Annotated in this window: 21 protein-coding genes; 8 read left to right on the top strand and 13 right to left on the bottom strand. The window is 70.1% G+C overall.

Annotated features, from left to right (window positions below):
- Window positions 1-46: 46 nt before the first annotated feature.
- Window positions 47-2440 (top strand): FtsX-like permease family protein, encoded by a 2394-nt coding sequence (locus G531_RS20765; RefSeq protein WP_145978597.1) that lies wholly within the window; start codon window positions 47-49, stop codon window positions 2438-2440.
- 9 nt (window positions 2441-2449) lie between these two features.
- Window positions 2450-3244, top strand: a complete 795-nt coding sequence (locus tag G531_RS0105840) for an ABC transporter ATP-binding protein (RefSeq protein ID WP_081683867.1) — start codon at window positions 2450-2452, stop codon at window positions 3242-3244.
- On the opposite strand, the gene G531_RS20760 is transcribed toward G531_RS0105840, so the two are convergent.
- The 6 genes from G531_RS20760 to G531_RS0105810 all read right to left on the bottom strand — a co-directional run bounded on the left by G531_RS20760 (window position 3187) and on the right by G531_RS0105810 (window position 8665).
- Window positions 3187-4746, bottom strand: a complete 1560-nt coding sequence (locus tag G531_RS20760; RefSeq protein WP_081683866.1) for a PH domain-containing protein — start codon at window positions 4744-4746, stop codon at window positions 3187-3189. The two genes, G531_RS0105840 and G531_RS20760, sit on opposite strands and share 58 nt — an antisense overlap.
- Window positions 4743-5372 (bottom strand): PH domain-containing protein, encoded by a 630-nt coding sequence (locus G531_RS0105830; RefSeq protein WP_081683865.1) that lies wholly within the window; start codon window positions 5370-5372, stop codon window positions 4743-4745. Before G531_RS0105830 ends, G531_RS20760 begins: the two co-directional genes overlap by 4 nt.
- Before the next feature lie 9 nt (window positions 5373-5381).
- On the bottom strand, window positions 5382-5960 hold the full coding sequence (locus G531_RS20755; protein WP_035757794.1) for a TetR/AcrR family transcriptional regulator: 579 nt from the start codon (window positions 5958-5960) through the stop codon (window positions 5382-5384).
- 69 nt (window positions 5961-6029) lie between these two features.
- Window positions 6030-6920, bottom strand: coding sequence for a F510_1955 family glycosylhydrolase (locus G531_RS0105820; RefSeq protein WP_026926525.1), 891 nt, complete (start codon window positions 6918-6920; stop codon window positions 6030-6032).
- Window positions 6920-8416, bottom strand: coding sequence for a multicopper oxidase family protein (locus G531_RS0105815; protein WP_026926524.1), 1497 nt, complete (start codon window positions 8414-8416; stop codon window positions 6920-6922). The genes G531_RS0105820 and G531_RS0105815 overlap by 1 nt, the downstream gene beginning before the upstream one ends.
- 24 nt (window positions 8417-8440) lie before the next feature.
- Window positions 8441-8665 carry an SHOCT domain-containing protein gene (locus G531_RS0105810; RefSeq protein ID WP_026926523.1) on the bottom strand — a complete coding sequence of 75 codons (225 nt, stop codon included), beginning with the start codon at window positions 8663-8665 and terminating at the stop codon, window positions 8441-8443.
- A gap of 160 nt (window positions 8666-8825) precedes the next feature.
- Here G531_RS0105810 and G531_RS0105805 point away from each other — a divergent pair, with 160 nt between their 5' ends.
- The 3 genes from G531_RS0105805 (at window position 8826) to G531_RS0105795 (ending at window position 11291) form a co-directional block, all read left to right on the top strand.
- Window positions 8826-9539: a response regulator transcription factor gene (locus tag G531_RS0105805; RefSeq protein WP_026926522.1), complete on the top strand. Its 714-nt coding sequence runs from the start codon at window positions 8826-8828 to the stop codon at window positions 9537-9539.
- Complete coding sequence (locus G531_RS0105800; RefSeq protein WP_026926521.1) at window positions 9536-10639, top strand: sensor histidine kinase; 1104 nt, start codon at window positions 9536-9538, stop codon at window positions 10637-10639. The genes G531_RS0105805 and G531_RS0105800 overlap by 4 nt, the downstream gene beginning before the upstream one ends.
- Before the next feature lie 97 nt (window positions 10640-10736).
- Window positions 10737-11291, top strand: coding sequence for a DUF4245 domain-containing protein (locus tag G531_RS0105795; RefSeq protein WP_026926520.1), 555 nt, complete (start codon window positions 10737-10739; stop codon window positions 11289-11291).
- Between the two features lies 1 nt (window position 11292).
- Here G531_RS0105795 and G531_RS0105790 read toward each other — a convergent pair whose 3' ends face one another.
- Genes G531_RS0105790 through xseA form a run of 3 tightly spaced genes read right to left on the bottom strand, consistent with a single transcriptional unit; the run spans window position 11293 to window position 13440 of the window.
- The gene (locus tag G531_RS0105790; RefSeq protein WP_026926519.1) at window positions 11293-11949 is read right to left on the bottom strand and encodes an HAD hydrolase-like protein; all 657 of its coding nucleotides are present in this window, start codon (window positions 11947-11949) and stop codon (window positions 11293-11295) included.
- Complete coding sequence (locus G531_RS0105785) at window positions 11946-12182, bottom strand: exodeoxyribonuclease VII small subunit (RefSeq protein ID WP_026926518.1); 237 nt, start codon at window positions 12180-12182, stop codon at window positions 11946-11948. The genes G531_RS0105790 and G531_RS0105785 overlap by 4 nt, the downstream gene beginning before the upstream one ends.
- Window positions 12175-13440 carry an exodeoxyribonuclease VII large subunit gene (gene xseA / locus G531_RS20750; RefSeq protein WP_051215115.1) on the bottom strand — a complete coding sequence of 422 codons (1266 nt, stop codon included), beginning with the start codon at window positions 13438-13440 and terminating at the stop codon, window positions 12175-12177. Before xseA ends, G531_RS0105785 begins: the two co-directional genes overlap by 8 nt.
- 69 nt (window positions 13441-13509) lie before the next feature.
- Here xseA and G531_RS0105775 point away from each other — a divergent pair, with 69 nt between their 5' ends.
- Window positions 13510-14487 (top strand): 4-hydroxy-3-methylbut-2-enyl diphosphate reductase, encoded by a 978-nt coding sequence (locus G531_RS0105775; RefSeq protein WP_026926517.1) that lies wholly within the window; start codon window positions 13510-13512, stop codon window positions 14485-14487.
- Between the two features lie 2 nt (window positions 14488-14489).
- Window positions 14490-15290 carry a carbon-nitrogen hydrolase family protein gene (locus G531_RS0105770; protein ID WP_026926516.1) on the top strand — a complete coding sequence of 267 codons (801 nt, stop codon included), beginning with the start codon at window positions 14490-14492 and terminating at the stop codon, window positions 15288-15290.
- Here G531_RS0105770 and G531_RS0105765 read toward each other — a convergent pair whose 3' ends face one another.
- The 4 genes from G531_RS0105765 to G531_RS26890 form a co-directional block, all read right to left on the bottom strand.
- Complete coding sequence (locus tag G531_RS0105765) at window positions 15291-16697, bottom strand: MFS transporter (protein ID WP_026926515.1); 1407 nt, start codon at window positions 16695-16697, stop codon at window positions 15291-15293.
- 193 nt (window positions 16698-16890) lie between these two features.
- Window positions 16891-17493: a TetR/AcrR family transcriptional regulator gene (locus G531_RS0105760; protein WP_051215114.1), complete on the bottom strand. Its 603-nt coding sequence runs from the start codon at window positions 17491-17493 to the stop codon at window positions 16891-16893.
- A 5-nt stretch (window positions 17494-17498) separates the two neighbouring features.
- On the bottom strand, window positions 17499-18746 hold the full coding sequence (gene ilvA / locus G531_RS0105755) for a threonine ammonia-lyase IlvA (protein ID WP_245630430.1): 1248 nt from the start codon (window positions 18744-18746) through the stop codon (window positions 17499-17501).
- Window positions 18747-18837: 91 nt separating this feature from the next.
- Window positions 18838-20442: a DNA recombination protein RmuC gene (locus G531_RS26890; protein ID WP_051215113.1), complete on the bottom strand. Its 1605-nt coding sequence runs from the start codon at window positions 20440-20442 to the stop codon at window positions 18838-18840.
- Window positions 20443-20820: 378 nt separating this feature from the next.
- Here G531_RS26890 and G531_RS0105745 point away from each other — a divergent pair.
- Window positions 20821-21103, top strand: a 283-nt coding sequence (locus G531_RS0105745; RefSeq protein ID WP_035757792.1) for a transposase, incomplete at its 3' end; no start/stop codon positions are given.

Below are 21103 nucleotides of genomic sequence, written 5' to 3'. Positions count from 1 at the left end.
AGCGGAATCACCAAAGAGAATTCGCCGAAGAAGTGGGGGAGCACGAATGCCTGGGGCGCGCGAACTGCGTACGCTGACCCGAAATGCGTTGCGGCGCAGCGGCGTGAGCGCGGTGATCCTGGTCGCTTTCGTGGCCCTGGCGGCGATGCTGGCCGGCGCGGCCGCCGCGCTGGTGGTCTCGGCCACCGGGGCCACCGAGGCACTGATGCAACGGGCCCGGACCCCGCACTACCTGCAGATGCACACCGGACCCGTCGACCGGGACCGGATGGCCGCCTTCGCCGAGCAGAACCCGCTGGTCGCCCAGTGGGCGGTGGTGCCGATGCTCACCGTCGACGGGGCCGCGGTGCGGATCAGCGGTCCCGGCGTCGACACCACCCTGGCCGACTCGTTGCAGGACAACTCCTTCGTCACCCAGAATGCGGAGTTCGATTTCCTGCTGGACACCGACGATCGGGTCATCCAGCCGGCCCCGGGGACGGTCTGGCTGCCGCTGTTCTACCGCGAGGAACTCGGTCTGGCGACCGGCAACGTGGTCACGGTGACCGGACCCGGGGCCACTGCGGGAACACCCGCGCAGACCCGGCTCGTGGTCGCCGGATTCCTGCGTGACTCGCAGATGAACTCCTCCTACGCCTCCTCCAAGCGGCTCCTGGTCGCCCCCGACGACCTGGCGGCGGTGCAGCGTACGGTGGCCGAGACCGGCACCATCGAGCAGCTGATCCAGTTCCGGCTGACCGACCCGGCCGCGGTCGGCACCTTCGAGGTCCAGTACCGCGAAGCCGGTCTCGAGGCCGGCGGGCCCACGATCACCTGGTCGCTGTTCACCCTGGTCAACTCACTGTCGGAGGGGATCACCGCGGCCATCGTGATCCTGGTGACCGTGCTCCTGGTCGCGATCGCGCTGCTGTGCGTCCGGTTCACCCTGCTCACCACGATCGAGCAGGACCAGCGCCAGATCGGGGTCCTGAAGGCGGTCGGCGTCCGCGGCCGCGACCTGCGCCGGCTCTACACCGGTCGCTACCTGGCGCTGGCCGTCGCGGGTGCGCTGCTCGGCGTCGCGCTGGCGCCCCTGCTCAGCCGCAGCCTGCTGGCCCGGGTGGACCTGTTCATGGGGCCCTCCGGGCGCGGAGGGTGGGCCCTGCTGGTGGGTTGGGTCCTGGCCGCCGGCATCGTGGCGGTGGTGGGGCTGTCGGTGCGGCGTACGCTGCGGGCCCTGGATCGGGTCTCCCCGGTCGAGGCGCTGCGGTCCGGGACCGCCGCCGCGGGCCGCGTCCGGCGTACCCCGCGCTGGCTGTCGGTCTCCCGCGGCCGGCTGGGGGCGAATCTTTCGCTGGGCCTGGCGGACCTGGGCCGCCGGCCCGGAATGTACGCGGTGCCCCTGGTGATCTTCACCCTCGCCTCGTTCATCCTGATCGTGCCGCAGAACCTCTACAGCACCGTCACCGCGCCCGGTTTCATCACCCACATGGGAGCCGGGGTCAGCGACCTGCGCATCGACATCCGGCAGACCGCCGATCCGCGCCGGGCCGGGGAACTCGACGCGGCCCTGGCCGGCGATCCCCAGGTGGCCCGACACAGCCTGCTGGTCACCGCGGACTACGCCGCGACGGCCGCCGATGGCACCGACGTGCGGTTGAAGATCGAATCGGGGGACCTGGCGATGTTCCCGATCCGCTACGCCACCGGGCAGCAGCCGAGCGCCCCGGACCAGTTGGCGCTGTCGACGATGCAGGCCCAGCAACTCGGGGCCCGGGTCGGGGACCCGGTGGTGGTCCGCCCGCCCGGCGGCGGGCAGCCGCTGGCGCTCACCGTCGTCGGTATCTATTCCGATGTCACCAATGGCGGCCGCACCGCCAAGATGGTGGCCCCGCACACCAGCACCCAGGTGATGTGGAGCACCCTGCTCGCCGATGTCGTCCCGGGCGCCGATCCGGCCGCCGTGGTGGGGGCGTACGCCGCGGCGAACCCAGACCTGCGGGTGAGTTCGGTCGACGACTACGTCCAGGCCACGATGGGCGGGACCGCCCAGGTACTGCGGGATGCGTCGGTGATCTCGCTGCTGGTCGGGCTGGCGATCGCCGCCCTGATCACCGCCCTGTTCCTGCGGCTGCTGCTCACCGCCGACAGTGCGCGGGTGGCCACGCTGCGGGCGCTCGGGTTCCGTGACGGCCAGATCCGGGCGCAGTACGCGATCCGGACCGTCGTGCTGCTGCTGGTCGGGGTGGTGCTCGGCGCGGTGCTGGCCAACACCGTCGGCGGGCTGCTCGCCGGGCTGCTGCTGTCCGGTGTCGGGCTGACCCGGCTGGACCTGATCGCCAACCCCCTGCTGGCCTGGCTGGCCACGCCGGCGGTGCTGCTGCTGACCGTCGCGGTAACCGCGTACGCCAGCACCCGGCCCGGCGCCGACCAATCGATAACCGCCACGATGAAGGAATGAGGCCCTGACATGGACAAGCTCAGCACTGCCGAGCGGACGGAGCAGCCGGGGCCGGCCGAGCGGACGGGGCCGGCCCCCGCCCTGGTCGCCACCGGGATCCGCAAGGCGTACGGGGACACCGAGATCCTGCACGGGATCGACCTGACCGTGGCCGAGGGCGAATTCGTCGCGGTGATGGGGCCGTCCGGGTCGGGCAAATCGACCCTGCTGCACTGCCTGGCCGGCCTGGACCGGGTCGACGCCGGCTCGGTGCGGTTGGCCGGGATCGAGCTGACCGGGCTGTCGGCCGACGAGTTGGCCGATCGGCGCCGGGAGCTGATGGGCTTCGTGTTCCAGCAGCCGACCCTGCTGCGGGACCTGACCCTGCTGGACAACATCGTGCTGACGGGCGCCCTGGACCGCATCGGGACGCCGGCCGAGCGGACCGCGCACGCGGAGGCCCTGATGGCCCGGGCCGGGATCGCCGAGCTGCGGGACCGGATGCCGGGAGAGGTGTCCGGCGGGCAGCTCCAGCGGGCCGGGGTCTGCCGCGCGCTGCAGCGCGATCCGCGGATTGTCTACGGTGACGAGCCGACCGGGGCGCTGAACAGTTCCGCGGCCCGGGAGGTGATGGACCTGCTGGTGGAGTTCAACCGCGACGGCACCACGCTGGTCGTGGTCACCCATGACGCCGCCGTGGCGGCCCGGGCGCACCGGGTGGTCTTTCTGCGCGACGGTGCGGTGGCCGAGGAACTGCTGCTCGGTGGTCAGCCCGCCGAACGGGTCACCGATGTGGTGGATGCGATGCGGGCCGTGGGGGTGTGAGCCGGTACCCGGAGGTGGTCCCAGACCGGGCCGGCGGTGTCCATCAGCGTTCGGGCCTGGTCGGCGTCCACGTCCGGGAGGCGGAACGCGCCGGGCCCGCCGGCGGAGGTGGCGATCACCGAGGCCAGGCCGAGCCGGCGCTGGAACGGGCTCTGGGTCAGGTTCCAGCCGAGCAGACCCTCGCGGAACAGGGCGTCGGTGCTGCGGAACATGCCGCCGCGGCGCAGGTAGATCCGGTCGGGGTCGATCCGGTGGCCCAGTCCCCGGGCGTTGTCCAGGGCCAGCGGGAAGGCAATCGCGGCCGCGACGGCGGCGGTGAGCGGGGCGATCCACCACACCACGGGCCACAGCAGAGCGACCACGCCGCCGACGACCAGCCCGGCCAGGGTGATCCAGCCGGCGCGGTTCAGCCGGCGCCGTCGGGCCCCGGGCGGATGGGCGGTGAGGGTGTCCGGCCACGGCACGCCGAGGATCGCCTCGGCTACGGTGACCGGGACCTCGCGGGGGGAGGCGGGGACCAGGGCGGGGCTCTGCTTCTCCTCCTCCGGACCGGCGGCCGCGTCGCCCTTGACCCCGACCGCGATCACATCGAGCCGGGCGGCACCGGCCAGGCGTTGCCCCAGCGGTTCCTGGAGGCGGACCCCGCGGACCCGTTCGCCCTGGAAGTGGGTGGTGCGATTCATCAGCAGACCGCGGTGCAGTTCCAGGCTGCCGTCGGTGCGGCGTTCCAGGCGATAGCGCCACCAGCCCTCGATGAAGCCGGCCGCGGTGGCGATCATTCCGACCAGCACGGCGAGCACCAGCCCGCCGATCACCAGCAGGGCCGGGTGGACCTCGCCGAGCCGGTCGCGCAGCCAGCCGATCACGGTGGGGACCGCGGAGAACCAGTCGGCCACCTGCAACACGATCCCGTACGCCGCCAGGCCCAGCAGCGGTGTCGCGATGGTCAGCGGCGCGAACCGGACCCAGCCCGGGTGGAAGCGGGCGAGTTCGCCGGAGGCCATCGTGGCCCGATCACCGAGCAGGTCGACACGCAGGGCCTCGGCGGTGCGCCGGTCCAGGGCCTGGAGCTTGAACCGCTCGCCCTCGCCGTCACCGGTGGCCAGGCGTACCTCCACGATGCCGAGCAGGCGCTGCACCACGTCAGCGGCGAGTTCGACGTTGCGGATGCGGTCGCGCGCCAGCGAGGTGTGCGTACTGCCGATGAAATCCAGTCGGCGTTCGATCCGGTCGGCGTCGAGCCGGTAGCTGGTGACGCGCACCCGGATGGACTCACCGACAAACGTGGCCAGTGCAAGCACCAGCACGCTGCCGAGGGTCCAGAACAGGCTCCAGCCCGGGGAAGTGCCGGCGAGCAGCAGGCCGATCAGTACGGGGATGGCGGGGATCGCCACCATCCCGGCCATCGCCAGGGTGCTCGCCGCGACGGTACGCCGGTCCAGCGGTTGCCAGTCGCCGGTCGGGGTGGTGGGGGTCGGGTCGGGGGTAGTCGGGCCGGTCATGTCGCGTCCTGCGCGTCGGCCTCGGTGAGGTGGGTGAGCCGGTGGACGAGGTCGGTGGCCTGCTCGGCGTCGAGGGCCTTGATGTGCACCGCGCCCCGGGATGAGGCGGTGGTGACCGAGACCGTGGCCAGGCCGAACCGGCGCTGCAGCGGGCCGCGGTCGAGATCGACAGTCTGGACCCGGGACAGGGGGGCGGCCCGCCACTCCCTCCACCAGAAGCCGGATCGGCTGTAGACGGCCTGATCGGTCACCTCCCAGCGATGGACCCGCCACCGCACCGGCGGCACGATCAGCACGAGCGGAATCGCGATCACCAGCAGGCCGAGGGCCGGCCCCAGCAGCCACCAGCGGGCGGGGGCAATCAGCAGCCCCACGACGGCCAGGGTCAGGATCGGCACGCTGAAGAAGACGATGATCTGGGTTGCCCACCAGCCTCGGCAGCGAGGATCGACCCGATGCCTCGGTGGGCGCAGCCCGAAGGTGGTGCGCTCGCTGCCGGGCAGGTCGGCCGGGCCCGGCTCCGGCGGGTGGTCCGCGGGCGGGTCGCTCGGGAGCGAGACGTTCGGGGGCACGGTCGGGGGCAGGGTGGGCGGGGGGAGTGAGCTGCTTGCTGAAGGGGTGGGCATGACACCTTCCTAGGGGCTGAGCAGGTGGTCGACCATGCCGGCGAGATCGTCGCCGGCGCGGATCAGGTCGTAGGTGGGATCGGTCAGGGCGCGCCCGACCAGGGAATCGATGGCGCCGGAGAGGGCAATCGCCAGCACCTCGGGGTCGGGCACCTTCGTGCTGCCGGTCTCGCTGACGGCGGCGCTGAGCAGATCGGTCAGCACCTGCCAGCGGCGGGCCGAGTCATCGGCGTTCTGCGACTGGGCCAGGAACGCCTCGAACATCAGGCGTACTTCCTCGCGATGCTCGTCCAGGTAGCCGATCAGCGCGGTCACATACCGGCTGATGGCATCGCGGGCCGAGGTCGCGGCGGCCAGGGCGGCACCCATGTGGGCGGCGATGCGTCCGTAGACCTGCTCCAGGGCCGCGGCGACCAGGTCGTCGCGGCTGGTGAAGTGGTACAGGATGCTGCCCTTGCTCACCTCGATCCGCTCGGCGATCCGGGCCAGCGAGGAGTCCCGCAGGCCGTGCTCGGCGACCGTCCGGATGGTGGCCGAGATGATCTGCTCCCGCCGGGCGAGGTGGGTGAACGAGTGGGTTGACCGCACGGTCAGAAGTTTACCCCGTTGGTCAGATCCGCGCCAGGGTAACGACCGCGTCCTTGCGCCGGCTCCGGGTTACCGGAGGAGGTCGGCAGTGGTGACCCCATAGTCGCTGGTCCGCAGGACGGTGCCTGCGAACGCGACGATGACCTCGACCTGGCCGTCGGTGCTCCGGTGGGCGTGGATCGCCTCCGCAGACTCCGCATCGCCCATGGGCCCGGGGTGAAGGGTCCAGGTGACGCCCCGATCGTTACTGGTCATGAGACGGCCGGACGTGGTCAGCGCGACGATCGTGGTGTCGTCGGCCCAGTCGACCAACAGGGCGGGCTCCAGTGGCGTGAGCGACGCCCAGGTGGCACCGTCATCGTCGCTGACCAGCATCCCGGCTCGGGTGGTTGCCAGGAGCCGACCCGTCCCCGGTGCTGCGGTCAGCACCCGCGGTGGGGCAGGGATCTGCCGAGTCGTCCAGTTCGTTCGGTCGACGGTGGTGCGCAGGGCCCCGTCGAATCCGGTCACTGCGGTCGGTCCGGCGGTAAGGGCATGGAAGTCGGACTCGCCGCCGCGGGAGAGGACCTGCCAGGTGTTCCCACCGTCGGCAGAACTGATGAGCCCGACCGGCTGCGGCAGGTCGACGCCGCTGCCCGGGTGGCCCGAGGCATACATCGTCCCGTCGGGGGCAACGGCAAAGCCCATCAGGTCGATGATCGGTCCCTGCTGGTGCAGACCGCCGTCGGTCACGCGGAACAAGCCTTGGTGGGTGGCCAGCAGCACCTCTCCGCGCGGATCACGGGCGATTGCGTGAATGTGGGTGCTGACCGCTGCCTGCGTCGCAGCGGTCGACGCGCCGGCGGAAGGGGATCGAGCGGGGCCGGATCCGCAGGCAGTGAGGGCCACCAGGGACAGTGCGGTGAGAGTTGCACCAAGGACGTGCCGGACCCGGCGCGGTGTTGGGCGTACGGCGGTCATCAGGCGTACTTCAGGGCGATCATCATCCCTGCCTCGGCGTGGTAGATATTGTGGCAGTGGATCATCCAGTCCCCGGGATTGTCGGCCTCGAGGTCGATGGCGAGCGACTGCATCGGAGCCATCAGGACGGTGTCCTTGCGCAGCCCCGAGGGGAGGGCGAAGGTGTGCCCATGCAGGTGCACCGGGTGGGTCATCATCGTGGCGTTCTGCACGTTTATCCGCATACGCTGCCCCTGCTTCACGGTCAGCGGCTTGTTGGCCCCGTAGGCCGCACCGTTCATTCCCCACTGATAGGGCTGCATCGATCCATCCAGGGACAGACCCACCGTCACGTCGGGAGCCCTGCTCGGGAGCTTGGCCGACTCGGCCGGCGACAGTTGCGACCCGATGAGCACATTGCCGGCGAGCTCGGTCGCAGTGGCGTCAGCGTCGGGTGCAGAGCCGCTCCCGGTACGAACCACTGCCATCGCCTGGCCGCCACTCGTCTTGCCGAACGGCCGGGCCACCAGCGGGAAGGCGCCGTCGCCGAGGGTCACGATAGCGTCGTACCGTTCCCCCATGCCGATGTAGAAGGCGCCGACCTCGGTGGGATTCACGGCGTGCCCATCGGCATGCGTGATCGTCATCCGGTGCCCGCCCAGGGCCACTGAGAAGATCGTGTCGGAGGCCGCATTGATGAACCGGAGCCGAACCTTCTGGTAGGGAGTGGCGGTCAGGACCTGAGGATCCTTGGGCGGTCGGCCATTGATCAGGAAGTGTGGGTAGGTCACGTCCCCGGCGTCGCCCCACGGCGCGGTCCCCATGGCGCCGTGATTCATCCCCCCGTGGCCCATGCCGCTCATCCCGCCGGCGGTAGGGCCGCCGTCAGCAATAAGCTTTGCCAGTACGTCGTCCGGGGTTGTCCCCGTTCCGTCGATCCAGTCGTCGAGCACGATGACCCATTCGGCGTCGTAGTTGCCCGGCTCGTGGGGGTCGTCGATGATCAGCGGGGCGTAGAGCCCACGATCGAGTTGGACACCGGTGTGGGGGTGGAAGAAGTAGGTGCCCGGGTCCGGGGCGGTGAACTCGTAGACGTACTTCTCCCCGGCCCTGATCGGATCCTGGGTCACCCCGGGGACGCCATCGGCGGCGTTGCGCAGGCGGATCCCGTGCCAGTGGATCGACGTGTCGGCCGGCAGTTGGTTGTCCAGGGTGATCCGGAGGAAATCGCCGGCGTTGGCCCGGAGCAGCGGGCCCGGGAACGCATCACCGTAGGCCCACGTCGACACCTGCTGTCCGGCCAGGTCCACCGTGGTCTGCCGGGCCACCAGGCTGTTCTCGACCACCTGCTGGCCGGCCGAGGGCTGGATTGGCGCGGGCGCCCCGAACGGCCGGGTGACGGCTGGGGTGGGGCCCGTTTGGCTGCTCCCTCCCGAGCAGGCCGCCAGTGCGGCGGTCGCCGCGACTCCCAAGGAGCCGATCAGCAGGTTGCGGCGGGAAAGCCTGGGTGAAGTCATGATGCCTTTCGAATCGGGGAGTGCTCAGTAGCCGTCGACGATGCGGCGTCGGCGGTGCTCGTATTCGGCGTCGGTCAGCTCGCCGCGGGCGAACTGTCGGTTCAGGCCCTCGAGGGGGTCCGCCGGTGGGCGCGAGGCGCCGTTGTGTGCTGTCGGGAGGATTGCCCGAACCACGAACACCACGGCGATCCAGAAGGCGATGGTGCCGACAACCATCACGGGCCACATCCACCAGCCCATCTCGCTCATCGTTGGTCTCCTTCGGCGCGCCGCGACAATCCCAGGATTGATCCTGCCGGTCACGGCTCAAGGTCGGATCGTGGTGACATTGAGGTTTGATGAAGCTCTGTTCGTTCGTGGCGGAGCGGGCACGGGCACGGTGTTCGGGAGCAGGGGGGAGACTGGGCGGGTGAGCCCGACACATCCGCCCGCACGTCAGAAGGTGCTCATCGTGGAGGACGAGGAGACCCTCGCCGCGATGATCGCTGCCTACCTCGAACGGGGTGGATTCCAGACTTTTGTGGTCCACAACGGCCCGGATGGGGTGCAGGCCGTGCACGACCGGGCACCCGACGTCGTCATACTCGATCTGGGTCTGCCGGGACTGGATGGGATCGAGGTCTGTCGCCGGATCCGGACCTTCACCGACTGCTACGTCATCGTGGTGACCGCGCGAAGTGATGAGGTCGACACCCTGATCGGTCTGGCGGTCGGTGCCGACGACTACCTGACCAAGCCGTTCAGCGTACGTGAACTCGTCGCCCGGGTTCAGGCGGTGCTGCGCCGACCGCGCAGCACGGGAGGTCAGGCCCCCCGATCCCGGGCGTGGGAGTTCGGTGATCTCCGCGTGGACGCTGACGCTCAGCGGGTCCATCTCACCGGTGTCGAAGTTGCGCTCACTCCCACCGAACGGGACCTGTTGATGACGCTGGCGCGGCGTCCGTCGATGGCGTTCTCACGGCGTCAGCTGATAGCCGAGATCTGGGGTCCGGACTGGGGTGGTGACGAGCACTTGGTCGATGTGCATGTGGCGCATCTGCGCCGCAAGCTGGGAGATGATCCCGAGACCGGCCGCTACGTCACGACGGTACGTGGCGTCGGCTACCGAATGGGGCAGGGATGAGGGTGCGACCGCAGCGCTCCCCGGGCATCGCGGCCCGGATCCTGGCCGGGCAGAGCATCGTGCTGGCTGCCGGGGCGATCACGGTCGGACTGGTCGCCATGCTGGTCGGACCCGCGCTGTTCCATCAGCACCTGCTGGAAGCGGGCCACTCGCCGGAGTCGCCCGAGCTGCTGCACATCGAGATCGCCTACCGGGATGCGTCCCTCATCTCGCTCGGTGTCGGTGTGATCATTTCGATGTTCGCCGCGGGCACGGTCACCTGGTCCCTGACGCGACGTCTTCGTCGGTCGATGGCCGAACTCACCGGTGCGGCGCGCGATCTGAGCGAGGGGAAGTACGCCACCCGGTTTCCGCCGGTTGATTTCGGCACCGAGTTCGAAACGCTCGCCGCCGCATTCAACACGATGGCCGCCCGGCTCGAAGGTGTCGAGGACACCCGGCGACGGATGCTCTCCGATCTGGCACACGAACTGCGGACCCCGATTGCGGCCCTGAGCGCCTATCACGAGGGTCTGCATGACGGCATCGTCGTTCTGGGGCCGGAGTCACGGAGTGTCCTGAACACCCAGATAGAACGCCTGGCGCGCTTGGCCGACGATATCGATGACGTTTCCCGAGCCGAGGAGGGCCGGCTGGATCTGGATCTCGTCGAGGTCACGGTCCCCGACCTGGTGCTGTCGACGATGGACAGGGTCCGCGACGCCTACGACGCAAAAGGAGTCACGCTCACCCTGGATGACAGCTCCGGGCCCGGTCACACCCTCTGTGTGGATCGCAACCGGATGGGGCAGGTGCTGCACAACCTGCTGTCGAATGCACTGCGACACACCCCTGCGGGCGGAGCCGTGGCGGTCGCTGTTGGCCGCTATCAGGACGGCAACGTCGTGACCGTGCACGACAACGGAGAGGGCATCGCACCCGAACAATTGGAGCACGTCTTCGAGCGCTTCTATCGCGGCGACAGCGCCCGCACCCGGGACCGCACCGGATCCGGGATCGGATTGACGATCAGCAAAGCCATCGTCGAGGCACACGGGGGCAGGCTCATCGCGTCAAGCCCGGGGGCAGGAAAGGGCTCGACCTTCACCATCCAACTCTGATGCCCGGTCAACAGCGCCTCCGATCGACCGGACAACCCGGCATGGCGCACATTGGGGCTAGGATTGCGCGGTGGCGAAAGCGGAGCGGCAAGAATCCATGAAGAAGTCGACGTCCTTGGACATGGTCAAGGCGTTGCTGCTGATCGCGCTGCCGATCCTGTTGATCGTGTGGTTCTTCACCGACATGAAGGAGCCGCCGCCGCAGCGGGTCGACTGGGAGCCGATGCACGCGCAGGCGGTTCGGGAGGCGCCCTTCCAGGTGGTGCTGCCGCAGAATCTGCCCGAGCAGGCCGGGACCGGCTGGATCCCGACCCGGGCGACCTGGACCAAGCAGGGGCAGACCACGCTGAATGCCGAGATCGCCACCCGGAACACCTGGCGGATCGGCTACGTCGGCCCGGACGGCATCTACTACGAGGTCAACCAGGCCGACGGGGAACCGCGTACCTTCATCGCCCAGGTCTCCCGGGACGCCCGGCCGGTCGGCGAGGTGCAGGTGGGTGAGCGGACCTGGCAGGAATATCGGACCACTGATGGCCGGACCCGGGCGCTGACCTACCAGGCCTCGGACTCGACCATCGCGGTGGTCGCCGACACCGGGACCCAGTCGCTGCAGAACTTCGCCTCGACCCTGGTGATCCCGCAGGGCTGAGTCAGACGGTGAGCAGCGCCGCGAGTTCGGCGACGCTGTCCACGTGTGCGTACGCCTCCGGCGTCTCGGCCCGGGAGCCGTACCCCCATCCCACCACGATCGTCGGTACGCCGTGCTCGGCCGCCCCCGCCACATCGTGTTCCCGGTCGCCGATCATCACCGGTCGGGACACGTCGACCCCGGCGGTACGCAACTCGGCCAGCGCGTCGGCGATGATGTCGGCCTTGCGGGCCCGGGACTCGTCGGCCGACGCACCGCGGATACTGACGAAGTACTGGGCCAAGCCCAAGTCCGTCAGCATCGCCCGGGCGTTGGATTCCTTCTTGGAGGTGGCGATCGCCATCGCGGCGCCGGCGCCGGCCAGGGAGCCGATCAGGTCGGGGACGCCGGGATAGGTGGGGGTGTCGTGCATCATCGTGACGTAGATGCCGCGGTAGTGGGCGACGATCTCGGCCAGCCGGGCCGGGTCGGTGACCCCGGTCAGTTCCCGGATCGTCTGCGGCAGCGGTGGCCCGATGAAGGTGCTCAGGTCACGGCCGGCGATGTCGAAGCCGTAGTCGGCCAGGGCAGGCACCATGGCGGCGGCGATGATCGGCCCGGACTCGCAGATGGTCCCGTCCAGATCCCACAGCAGCGTCGACCAGCGCGAGCGGGTCACTGGTCCTCCGTCCGCGCGGCCCGGGCCGCCTCGATCCGCTGCTTGGCGCCGTCGAGCCAGCGCTGGCAGACCTCGGCGAGGTGTTCGCCGCGCTCCCACAACTGCAGTGATTCCGCCAGCGTGCCGCCCCCGGCCTCGAGTTGCTGGACGATCTTGATCAGTTCCTCGCGGGCCGCCTCGTAGCTGAGTTCGGCGGCCTCGGCCGGGGGTCGGTCGGGGCTGTGGTCAGGCATCGAAACCCTCCTCGGGGTCGGCGTACAGGTCGGAATCGGGGCGGGTCGCGTCGTCGACATCGCGGACCTCGACGATCAGGTCACCGTCGGCGAGGTGGACCTGCAGATCGTCACCGGGATCGACCTCGGTGACCGAGGTGACCCCCTGCCCCGCCCCATCGAGCAGGATGGCGTACCCGCGCTCCAGGGTCCGCTTGGGGGAGAGGGTGCGGATGGTCTGCAGGGCGTGGTCGAGCCGGGTCTGCTCGGCGCGGGCCCGTTGCTCCACTGCCCGCAGGCCGCGATCGCGCAGCGCGGTCACCTCGGCATGGCGCAGGTCGAACCCGTAGAGCGGATTGGTCAGCGCGGGGCGCGAGCGCAGGTGGGTGAGCTGGCGCAGCTCGGTGGAGACCAGCGAGATGATCGCCCGCTCCAGCCGGTCGTGGATCTGTGCCAGACCGGCGGACTCTTCACGGACGTCGGGCACGATCCGGCGGGCGGCGTCGGTCGGGGTGGAGGCACGGACATCGGCGACCAGGTCGAGGATCGGGGTGTCGGACTCGTGCCCGATCGCCGAGACCACCGGCGTACGCGCGGCGAAGACGGTCCGGGCGAGCCCCTCGTCGGAGAAGGGCAGCAGATCCTCCAGGGCGCCGCCGCCGCGGGCGACCACGATCACGTCGACCTCGGGCATCCGGTCCAGCGCATGCACCGCTTCCATCACCTGCTCGGCGGCGCGCGGTCCCTGGACCAGGCAGTGCCGGACCTCGAAGACCGCGGCCGGCCACCGGCGGCGGACGTTCTCGATCACGTCGCGCTCGGCGTCGGAATCCCGCCCGGCCACCAGGCCGATCCGCCGGGGCAGGAACGGCAGCCGCTTCTTCAGGGTCCGGTCGAACAGGCCCTCCTGCTGCAGGCTGCGTTTGCGCTGCTCGAGCTGGGCCAGCAGGCGGCCCTCGCCGGCCGGGCGCAGATCCTGGCAGACGAAGGACAGCGAACCGCTCTTGGCGAACACGTTGGGGCGCAGTTCACAGACCACCGTCGCGCCCTCGGTCAACGGCCCGGCCGCATCGAGCACCGCGGTCGTGACCGTCACGGTGACCGAGACCTCCGCGTGCCGGTCGCGCAGGGTCAGAAAGTGCAGCTGGCCGGCCCGGCGCTTGATCTGGATCACCTGCCCCTCGACCCAGATCCAGCCCAAGCGCTCGACCCAGCCCTTGACCGCCTGCACCACCGCGCGCAGCGGCTGGGGTTGCTCGGGGGAACTGGTCATCGCCACGGGGAACACCTTAGGCGGCGGGACCGACAGTTTTCGGCGCGTCTGCGCCCGCGACCTACACTGGTCGCCATGACGATCAGCGAGCAGACCCGCCCGAACGCCAAGCAGGTGGTGGTCGCCTCCCCGCGTGGCTACTGCGCCGGGGTCGACCGGGCCGTGGTGACGGTGGAGAAGGCGCTGGAGCACTACGGGCCGCCGGTCTATGTCCGCAAGCAGATCGTGCACAACAAGCATGTGGTGGAGAACCTGGAGAGCCGCGGGGCGATCTTTGTCGACGAGCTGGACGAGGTGCCCGAGGGGGCCATCACGGTGTTCTCCGCGCACGGGGTGGCGCCGGCGGTCAAGGAGGACGCCAAGCGGCGCCACCTGCAGACCATCGACGCGACCTGCCCGCTGGTGACCAAGGTGCACCACGAGGCGGTGCGATTCGCCCGGGAAGGGATGCAGATCCTGCTGATCGGCCACGGCGGCCACGAGGAGGTCGAGGGCACCTCCGGCGAGGCGCCGGAGAACATCATTCTGGTCGAGTCGCCGGAGGATGCCGACGCCGTCGAGGTCCGCGATCCCGACCGGCTCGCCTGGCTGTCGCAGACCACCCTGAGCGTGGACGAGACGATGACGATCGTGCGGCGGCTGCGGGAGCGGTTCCCCAACCTGATCGATCCGCCCAGCGACGACATCTGCTATGCCACCTCCAACCGGCAGGCCGCGGTGAAGCAGATCGCCTCGCACTCGGACCTGGTGATCGTGGTCGGTTCGGCGAACTCCTCCAACTCCGTACGTCTGGTCGAGGTCGCCCTGGCGGCCGGGGCCAAGGCGTCCTACCGGGTCGACAACGCCGGCGAGATCCAGGACGCGTGGCTCGAGGGAGTGAACAGTGTCGGGGTGACCAGCGGGGCGTCGGTGCCCGAGGCGTTGGTCCAGGGGGTGCTGGAGGCCCTGGCCGAGCGCGGCTTCCCGCAGGCCACCGAAGAGGTGCTGACCGAGGAGAGCCTGACGTTCGCGCTGCCGCCGGAGCTGCGCAAGGCGGTCGGCAAGGGGCGCTGAGCGTGCGCGTCGCGCTGGCCCAGATCTGTTCCACCGGCGACGTGGCCGGCAACGGCGCGCTGGTGGCCGAACAGGTGCGCGCCGCGGCGGGACGGGGAGCGGAACTGGTGGTGTTCCCCGAGGCGACCATGCGGGCCTTCGGGCACAACCTGACCCGGATCGCCGAGCCGCTGGACGGGCCGTGGGCCAGTGGCGTACGCGCGGTCGCGGCCGAGTGCGGGGTCACCGTGGTGGCGGGCATGTTCACGCCGGGGGACACTCCCGACCGGGTCCGCAACACCCTGCTGGTCACCGGTCCGGGGATCGAGGCCGCGTACACCAAGGTGCATCTGTATGACGCGTTCGGGTACGCGGAGTCCCGGACCGTCGAACCGGGGACCGAGCCGGTCGTGGTGACCATCGGCGGAATCCGCTTCGGCCTGGCGATCTGTTACGACATCCGGTTTCCGCGATTGTTCACCACGCTGGCCGAGCGCGGGGCCGAGGCGATCCTGGTGCCGACCTCCTGGGGCGCGGGGCCGGGGAAGATCGAGCAGTGGGACCTGTTGGTGCAGGCTCGCGGGCTGGACGCGACGGCGTACATCCTGGCCAGCGCCCAGGCCGATCCGGCCGCGGCGGGGGTCGAGGCCCGGGCGGGCGCGCCGACCGGGATCGGTCGCTCCGCGGTGATCGGGCCCCAGGGGCGGGTGCTGGTTCGGGCCGGGGACGCGCCGGAACTGCTGGTGTACGACCTCGACGTCAGCGACGTGGCGGCGGTACGCCAGCAGATTCCGGTGCTGGACAATACGGTTCATTTCGTCTGATCAGGCACCCGCCGCGGCGGGCTCGGGCCGGCGGGGGCGGGCGAGGACCAGGAAGCCGACGGCGGCGGCGACCACCGCGACGGCGGCGGCGAACCAGTAGCCCTGCCCGAAGGCGGCGAACCCGGGAGCGATCACCGCGGCCGCGGCGACGCTGGAGACCGCCGAGACGCCGGTGGCGGCCCCGAACTCGTGGAAGGTGCTCAGCGCACCGGAGGCGACGCCGGCCTCCTGCGGCTGGATCGCGGAGAACATGCTGACCGAGGCGGCCACGAACACCGCTCCCACGCCGAACCCGGCCACGCTGGTGGCGATGATCAGCGCGGTCATCGAGAAGATCGTGGCGGCGGCGACCAGGCCGCCCCCGGCGATCAGCAGGCCCAGGACCGCGATGGCCCGGACTCCCCACCGGGTCGCGAGCCGACCGGCGATGTTGGAGCCGAGGATGGTGCCGATGGCGACCGGGAGGAACGACAGCCCGGTCTCCAGGGCGCTGAATCGGTGCAGGTTCTGCAGGGAGAACGAGCCGAGGAAGAACACCGAGATCATCAGCGCGGTCGCGACGAAGATCAGGGCCAGGCCGTTGCGGATCGCGGGGCGGCGCAGCATGTCCGGCTGGATCAGCGGTTCGGCGGTACGCCGGATCCACCGGGCGAAGGCGGCGTACCCGACCAGGCCGACCGCGATGGGGATCAGGGTGTACCAGTCGAGCCAGCCGCGATCGCCGGCGCTGACCAGACCGAAGACGATGCCGGTGGTGGACACGGTGACCAGGATCGCGCCGGTCACATCCAGGTGGCCGCCGCTGCCCGGCAGCGGCTTCAGCGAGACCGCCAGCCAGATCAACAGGACCAGACCGACCGGGACATTGACGAAGAACACCCAGGGCCAGCCCGGACCGGAGGTGAGCAGCCCGCCGACCAGGACGCCCAGGGCGGCCCCGGCGCCACCGAGGGAGGACCAGATGCCGAGTGCCTTGGGCAGTTCCTCGCCGGGGAAGATCCGGGCGATCACCGACAGGGCGGCCGGCGACATGGCGGCGGCCCCGACCCCCTGCAGGGCCCGGGCGAGCAGCAGGACCTCCGCGCCGGGGGCCAGTCCGGCGAGCAGGGAGGCGCCCAGGAACACGGTCAGCCCGGCGATCACCAGGCGTCGGGGGCCGAAGACGTCGGCCGCCTTGCCGCCGAGCAGCATCAGTCCGCCGAAGACCAGGGCGTACAGGCTGGCCACCCAGGTGATGCCGGCGCGGTCCATGCCGAGGTCGGCGCCGATGTGGGGCAGGGCGATCGCGACGACGGTGACGTCCACGATCAGCATGAGTTGGGCGATTCCGAGCAGGGCGAGCGTACGCCAGCGGTGCGGGTCGGGTGGGGCGGCGGATTCGGGAGTGAGGGGTTCTGACGCAGTCATGACGACTCCTTAAGTTGAACACATCTGTACAACTAAGGTAAGTCGAACACTTGTGTACGACAAGAGGGTGCGGGTACCCGAAAAAGGGGACACCGAAGCGCTCGAGCGCTGGGCGCAGCTCGCGGAGGGGGATCCGGCGGGTCTGCCGGTCGGGCAGGCGCGCCTGCCGGAGGGGCGTCGGCCCGGAGGGGGATCAGGCGGCGAGGGCCGCCAGGACGGTGTCGCGGACCAGGGCAGGAGCCTCGTCCGCGCTGATTTCGCCGCGGTAGACCGAGGCCGAGGCCATGTGCACGATCGCCTGCACCAGGCTGACCTGCCATTCGATCGGTACGCCGGCGCGGAACTCGCCGACCTCGCGACCGCGCAGGATCAGGTCGCGGACCCGGGCGGCCGGCTCGTCGTGGGCGCGGCGTACCTGTTCGGGGGAGAGCACCGATCCGGCGGCGACGATCAGGGCGCCGTAGCGATGGGTCAGGTGCCAGGTGGATTCCAACAGGCGGCCGAGGGCTTCGCGTGGGGTGCCGCTGAGGTCCATCTGGGCCAGGGCATGTTCGCTGTCGGCGATGGCCCGGTCGATCACCTCGCTGATCAGGGCCGCCCGGGAGTCGAAGTGGCCGTACAGGGTGACCCGACCGACCCCGGCGGCCTTGGCGATGGCACTGATGCTGGCGTCCGGGTCGACCGCGAGCAGGCGGGTCGCCGCGGCCACGATCGCCTCGATGTTGCGTCGGGCGTCGGCGCGTTTGGTGCCGTTGCTGCGGGCGGTCGGGTCGCCGGGTGGGGTGGGATCGGTCACGGGGTTCAGATCAGGAAGCGGTACATCGGGCTGTTCGGATCGATCTTCTCGGCCTGCAGGTTGGAGCGCTCCATCCGCTCCATCAGGGCGCGCAGTTCGGCCGGGTTGCCGAGCTCCAGACCGATCAGGGCGGGCCCGATCTCCCGGTTGTCGCGCTTGACGTACTCGAACAGGGTCACGTCGTCGTCCGGGCCGAGCACTTCGTCGAGGAAGCGGCGCAGGGCGCCGGGTTCCTGGGGGAAGGAGACCAGGAAGTAGTGTTTGCGGCCCTCCCAGATCAGCGCCCGTTCCACGATCTCGGCATAGCGGGAGACGTCGTTGTTGCCACCGGACAGGATCGCGACGGCGGTCTGGCCGGGATTGAGGCGCACCTGGCGGCCGAGGGCGGCCAGGGCCAGCGCCCCGGCCGGCTCGGCGATGATGCCGTCGACCTGGTAGAGGTCGAGCATTTCGTGGCAGACCTGGCCCTCGGGCACCGAGATCAGTTCGACCCCGTGCGCGGCGACCAGTTGGTAGGGCTCGTCCCCGGCGCGGCTGACCGCGGCGCCGTCGACGAAGGTGTCGATGTCATCCAGTTCCACCGGGTGTCCGGCGGTGATCGCGGCCTGCAGGCAGGCCGCCCCCGCGGGTTCGATCCCGATCACCCGGGTTGCCGGGTAGTTGGCGCGGAACCAGGTCAGGCAGCCGGCCAGCAGTCCGCCGCCGCCGACCGGGACCAGCAGGACGTCGGGAGCCTTGCCCAGTTGGTAGACGATCTCCCCGGCGACGGTGCCCTGCCCGGCGATCACCCGCGGGTCGTCGAAGGCGGGGACCAGGACCGCTCCTGACTCGGCCGCGTCGAGCTTGGCGGCCTTGGACGCCTGATCGTAGGTCTCCCCGGTCACCACCAGGGTGATGTACTCCCCGCCGAGCTTGATCATCCGATCCCGCTTCTGGCGCGGGGTGGTGGTCGGCACAAAGATTCGGGCCTTGATCTTCAGCCGGGCGCAGGCGTACGCGACCCCCTGGCCGTGATTTCCGGCGCTGGCCGCAACGACCCCGAGCCGGGTCTCCTCCGCACTGAGTTGACTGATCATGTTGTACGCCCCGCGCAGCTTGTAGGAGCGCACCGGCTGCAGATCCTCGCGTTTGATCAGCACCGATCCGCCGGCGAGTTCACTGAGCCGGGCATTGGCCTGCAGTGGGGTGCGCCGCACCACATCGGCGAGATTCGTGGCGGCGGCATCGATGTCGGCGGCGGTCAGTTCGGTCACCGACCCATTGTGCACCGAATCAATGGGCGCCGAACCGGGACGGCCGGGTCGGCCGGCGCCCGCGGGATCCGGATTCATGCCGGCACCGGTGTCAGCTGCTGCGCCGCTGCCGCTGCGGCGCCTCGGTGTCGAGCATGTCCATCAGGTCGGGCTCGGCCCGGACCAGATGCTCGCGCTCGGGCAGCTGATCGCTGCCGCGGCCGATCATCGGGGGCACCTCGGCGGCATCCTCGACCAACTCGAAGGCGGTGATCGAGCGAGCCTCGGTCTCGGCCGGCTTCAGCTCCTCCAACGGGGCATCGACGACCTGATAGTCGCGGAACTTTCGTGCGGTCACCAGGACGCGGGTCTCCATCGAGGCGACCGTCGCGTTGTACGCCATGACCGCCGAGTTGAGCATCCGGCCGGTCTTGTTGAAGTGCTTGCCCATCGTGGTCAGCCGGTCATAGAGCTCGCGGCCCAGCTCGAAGACCTCCTTGGCGGACTCGGCGAGGGCGGCCTGCTTCCACCCGTACGCGATCGAGCGGAGCATCGCGATCAATGTGTTCGGCGTGGCCAGCACGACATCCTTGCGGGCGGCGTACTCCTGCAGATCGGGCAACTGCTCGAGCGCGGTGAACAGGAACTGCTCATTGGGCAGGAACATCACCACGAACTCCGGGGTGGCGCTGCCCGAGCGCCAATACTGCTTGCTCGACAACTGGTCGATGTGGCTGCGCACATTTTTGGCGAACAGGTCCAGCTTCTCGGCCCGGACCCGCTCGTCGTCGGTCTCGTAGGCATCCAGAAAGGCACTCAGCGGCACCTTGGAATCGACGTAGACGTACTTGCCCTGGCTCAGATTCACCTTCATGTCGGGCCGGATCGTCCGGTCCTGGGCCGTCGTGGTGGTGGCCTGCTCCTCGAAGTCGCAGCGGTCGACCATGCCGGCGTACTCGGCGATGCGGCGCAGCTGCAGCTCCCCCCAGGCGCCCCGGATCTGCGGCTTGCGCAGGGCGGTGGACAGCGCCCGGGTCTCGCTGCGCAGGTGCTCGCCGGTGCTCTGCACCACCTGCACCTGGTTGCGCAGCTCGGCGGCCATGGCATGCCGGTCCTTCTCGACGGCGGCGAGCCGGTCGGCGAAGCGCACCATCAGATCGGTCAGCGGGGTGAGCAGTTGCTCGGTCTTGGCCAGCCGGTCGTCGGCAGCCTTGTCGGCGCGCTTGCCCTGGGCGTCGAGGGTCTCCCCGCTGAGCACCTTGAACTGGTCGACCAGGCTCTGCCGATCGGCCGCCAGAGCCTTGGCCTGCTCCGCGGCGGCATCGCGTTCGGCCAGCGCGGCGGCCAGCCGGGCCTCGATCTCGGCGGCCTCGGCGCGGGCGGTGGTGGCCTCCTGCCGGGCCGTGGCGGCGCGTTCGTCGGCCCGGGCGATCTGGTGGGTCGCTTCCTCACGGGTCTGCGCGAGTTGCCCGCGGGCCTCGGCGACCTCGCCCCGGGCCTGCGCCGCCTCGGCCCGGGCATCGGCGGCCTGCTCCCGGGCCAGGGACACATCGGACTTCGCCGCGGTCAGCTCGGCCCGGCTGCGCTCGGTCGCCGCGGAGTCGTTGGCCGCATGCGCCGACAACCGGGCTCGCAGCACCTGCCACATGCAGAGGGCGCCGGCGACCAGGCCGACGATGAGCGCGACGGTGAGCAGAAGCACCACGTTCAGATCCATGCTTCGATCCTGCCGGAGGCCACTGACACTTTTTGCGCACGACGCTCGGTGCCGACCGGTTCCCCTGCGCGACCGAAACCCGTCGGAGCACAAAAGGAGAGCCATAAGAATTCCTTTGAGGGCCCAAACCTCTTCGTCCTTCCGCATCCGCCCGTGACGCTGCATGCTGTTTTGGTCATGTTGACCCTGTCCGGTGCTGCCCGAAAGTCCCGGACGAGGTTCCCACTCATCCAGGAGGTCCGGACGTGAAGCGTTCCTCTGCCATCGGTCGCGTCGTCGCAGCCATCCTCACTACCCTCACCCTGATCGTGACCGGTTGCAGTGTGAAGCGCCCTGAGATTGTTGGAGGCTCCTGACCTTGGAAACGAGGATGGAGTTATGCCGAAGGAACTGGCGTCGGGGAAGCCGACGACGCGTCGCTACTCGAGCGAGGAGAAGGCCGCCGCGGTGCGGATGGTGAGGGCGCTGCGCGCCGAGCTGGGCTTCACGCAAGGGACCGTGCAGCGGGTCGCGACGCAGCTCGGATACGGGGTCGAGTCCGTGCGGATGTGGGTCAAGCAGGCCGACATCGACGACGGCGTCACGCCCGGTATCAGCACTGCGGAGGCGCAGCGGGTGCGAGAGCTTGAGCAGGAGAACCGGGAGCTTCGACGGGCCAACG

It is taken from the genome of Granulicoccus phenolivorans DSM 17626 = NBRC 107789 = JCM 15570 (assembly GCF_000423085.1).
Classification (GTDB): Bacteria; Actinomycetota; Actinomycetes; order Propionibacteriales; family Propionibacteriaceae; genus Granulicoccus; species Granulicoccus phenolivorans.
The sequence above is the reverse complement of the archived record's forward strand: the minus strand, read 5'-3'. Positions and strand labels throughout refer to the sequence as shown.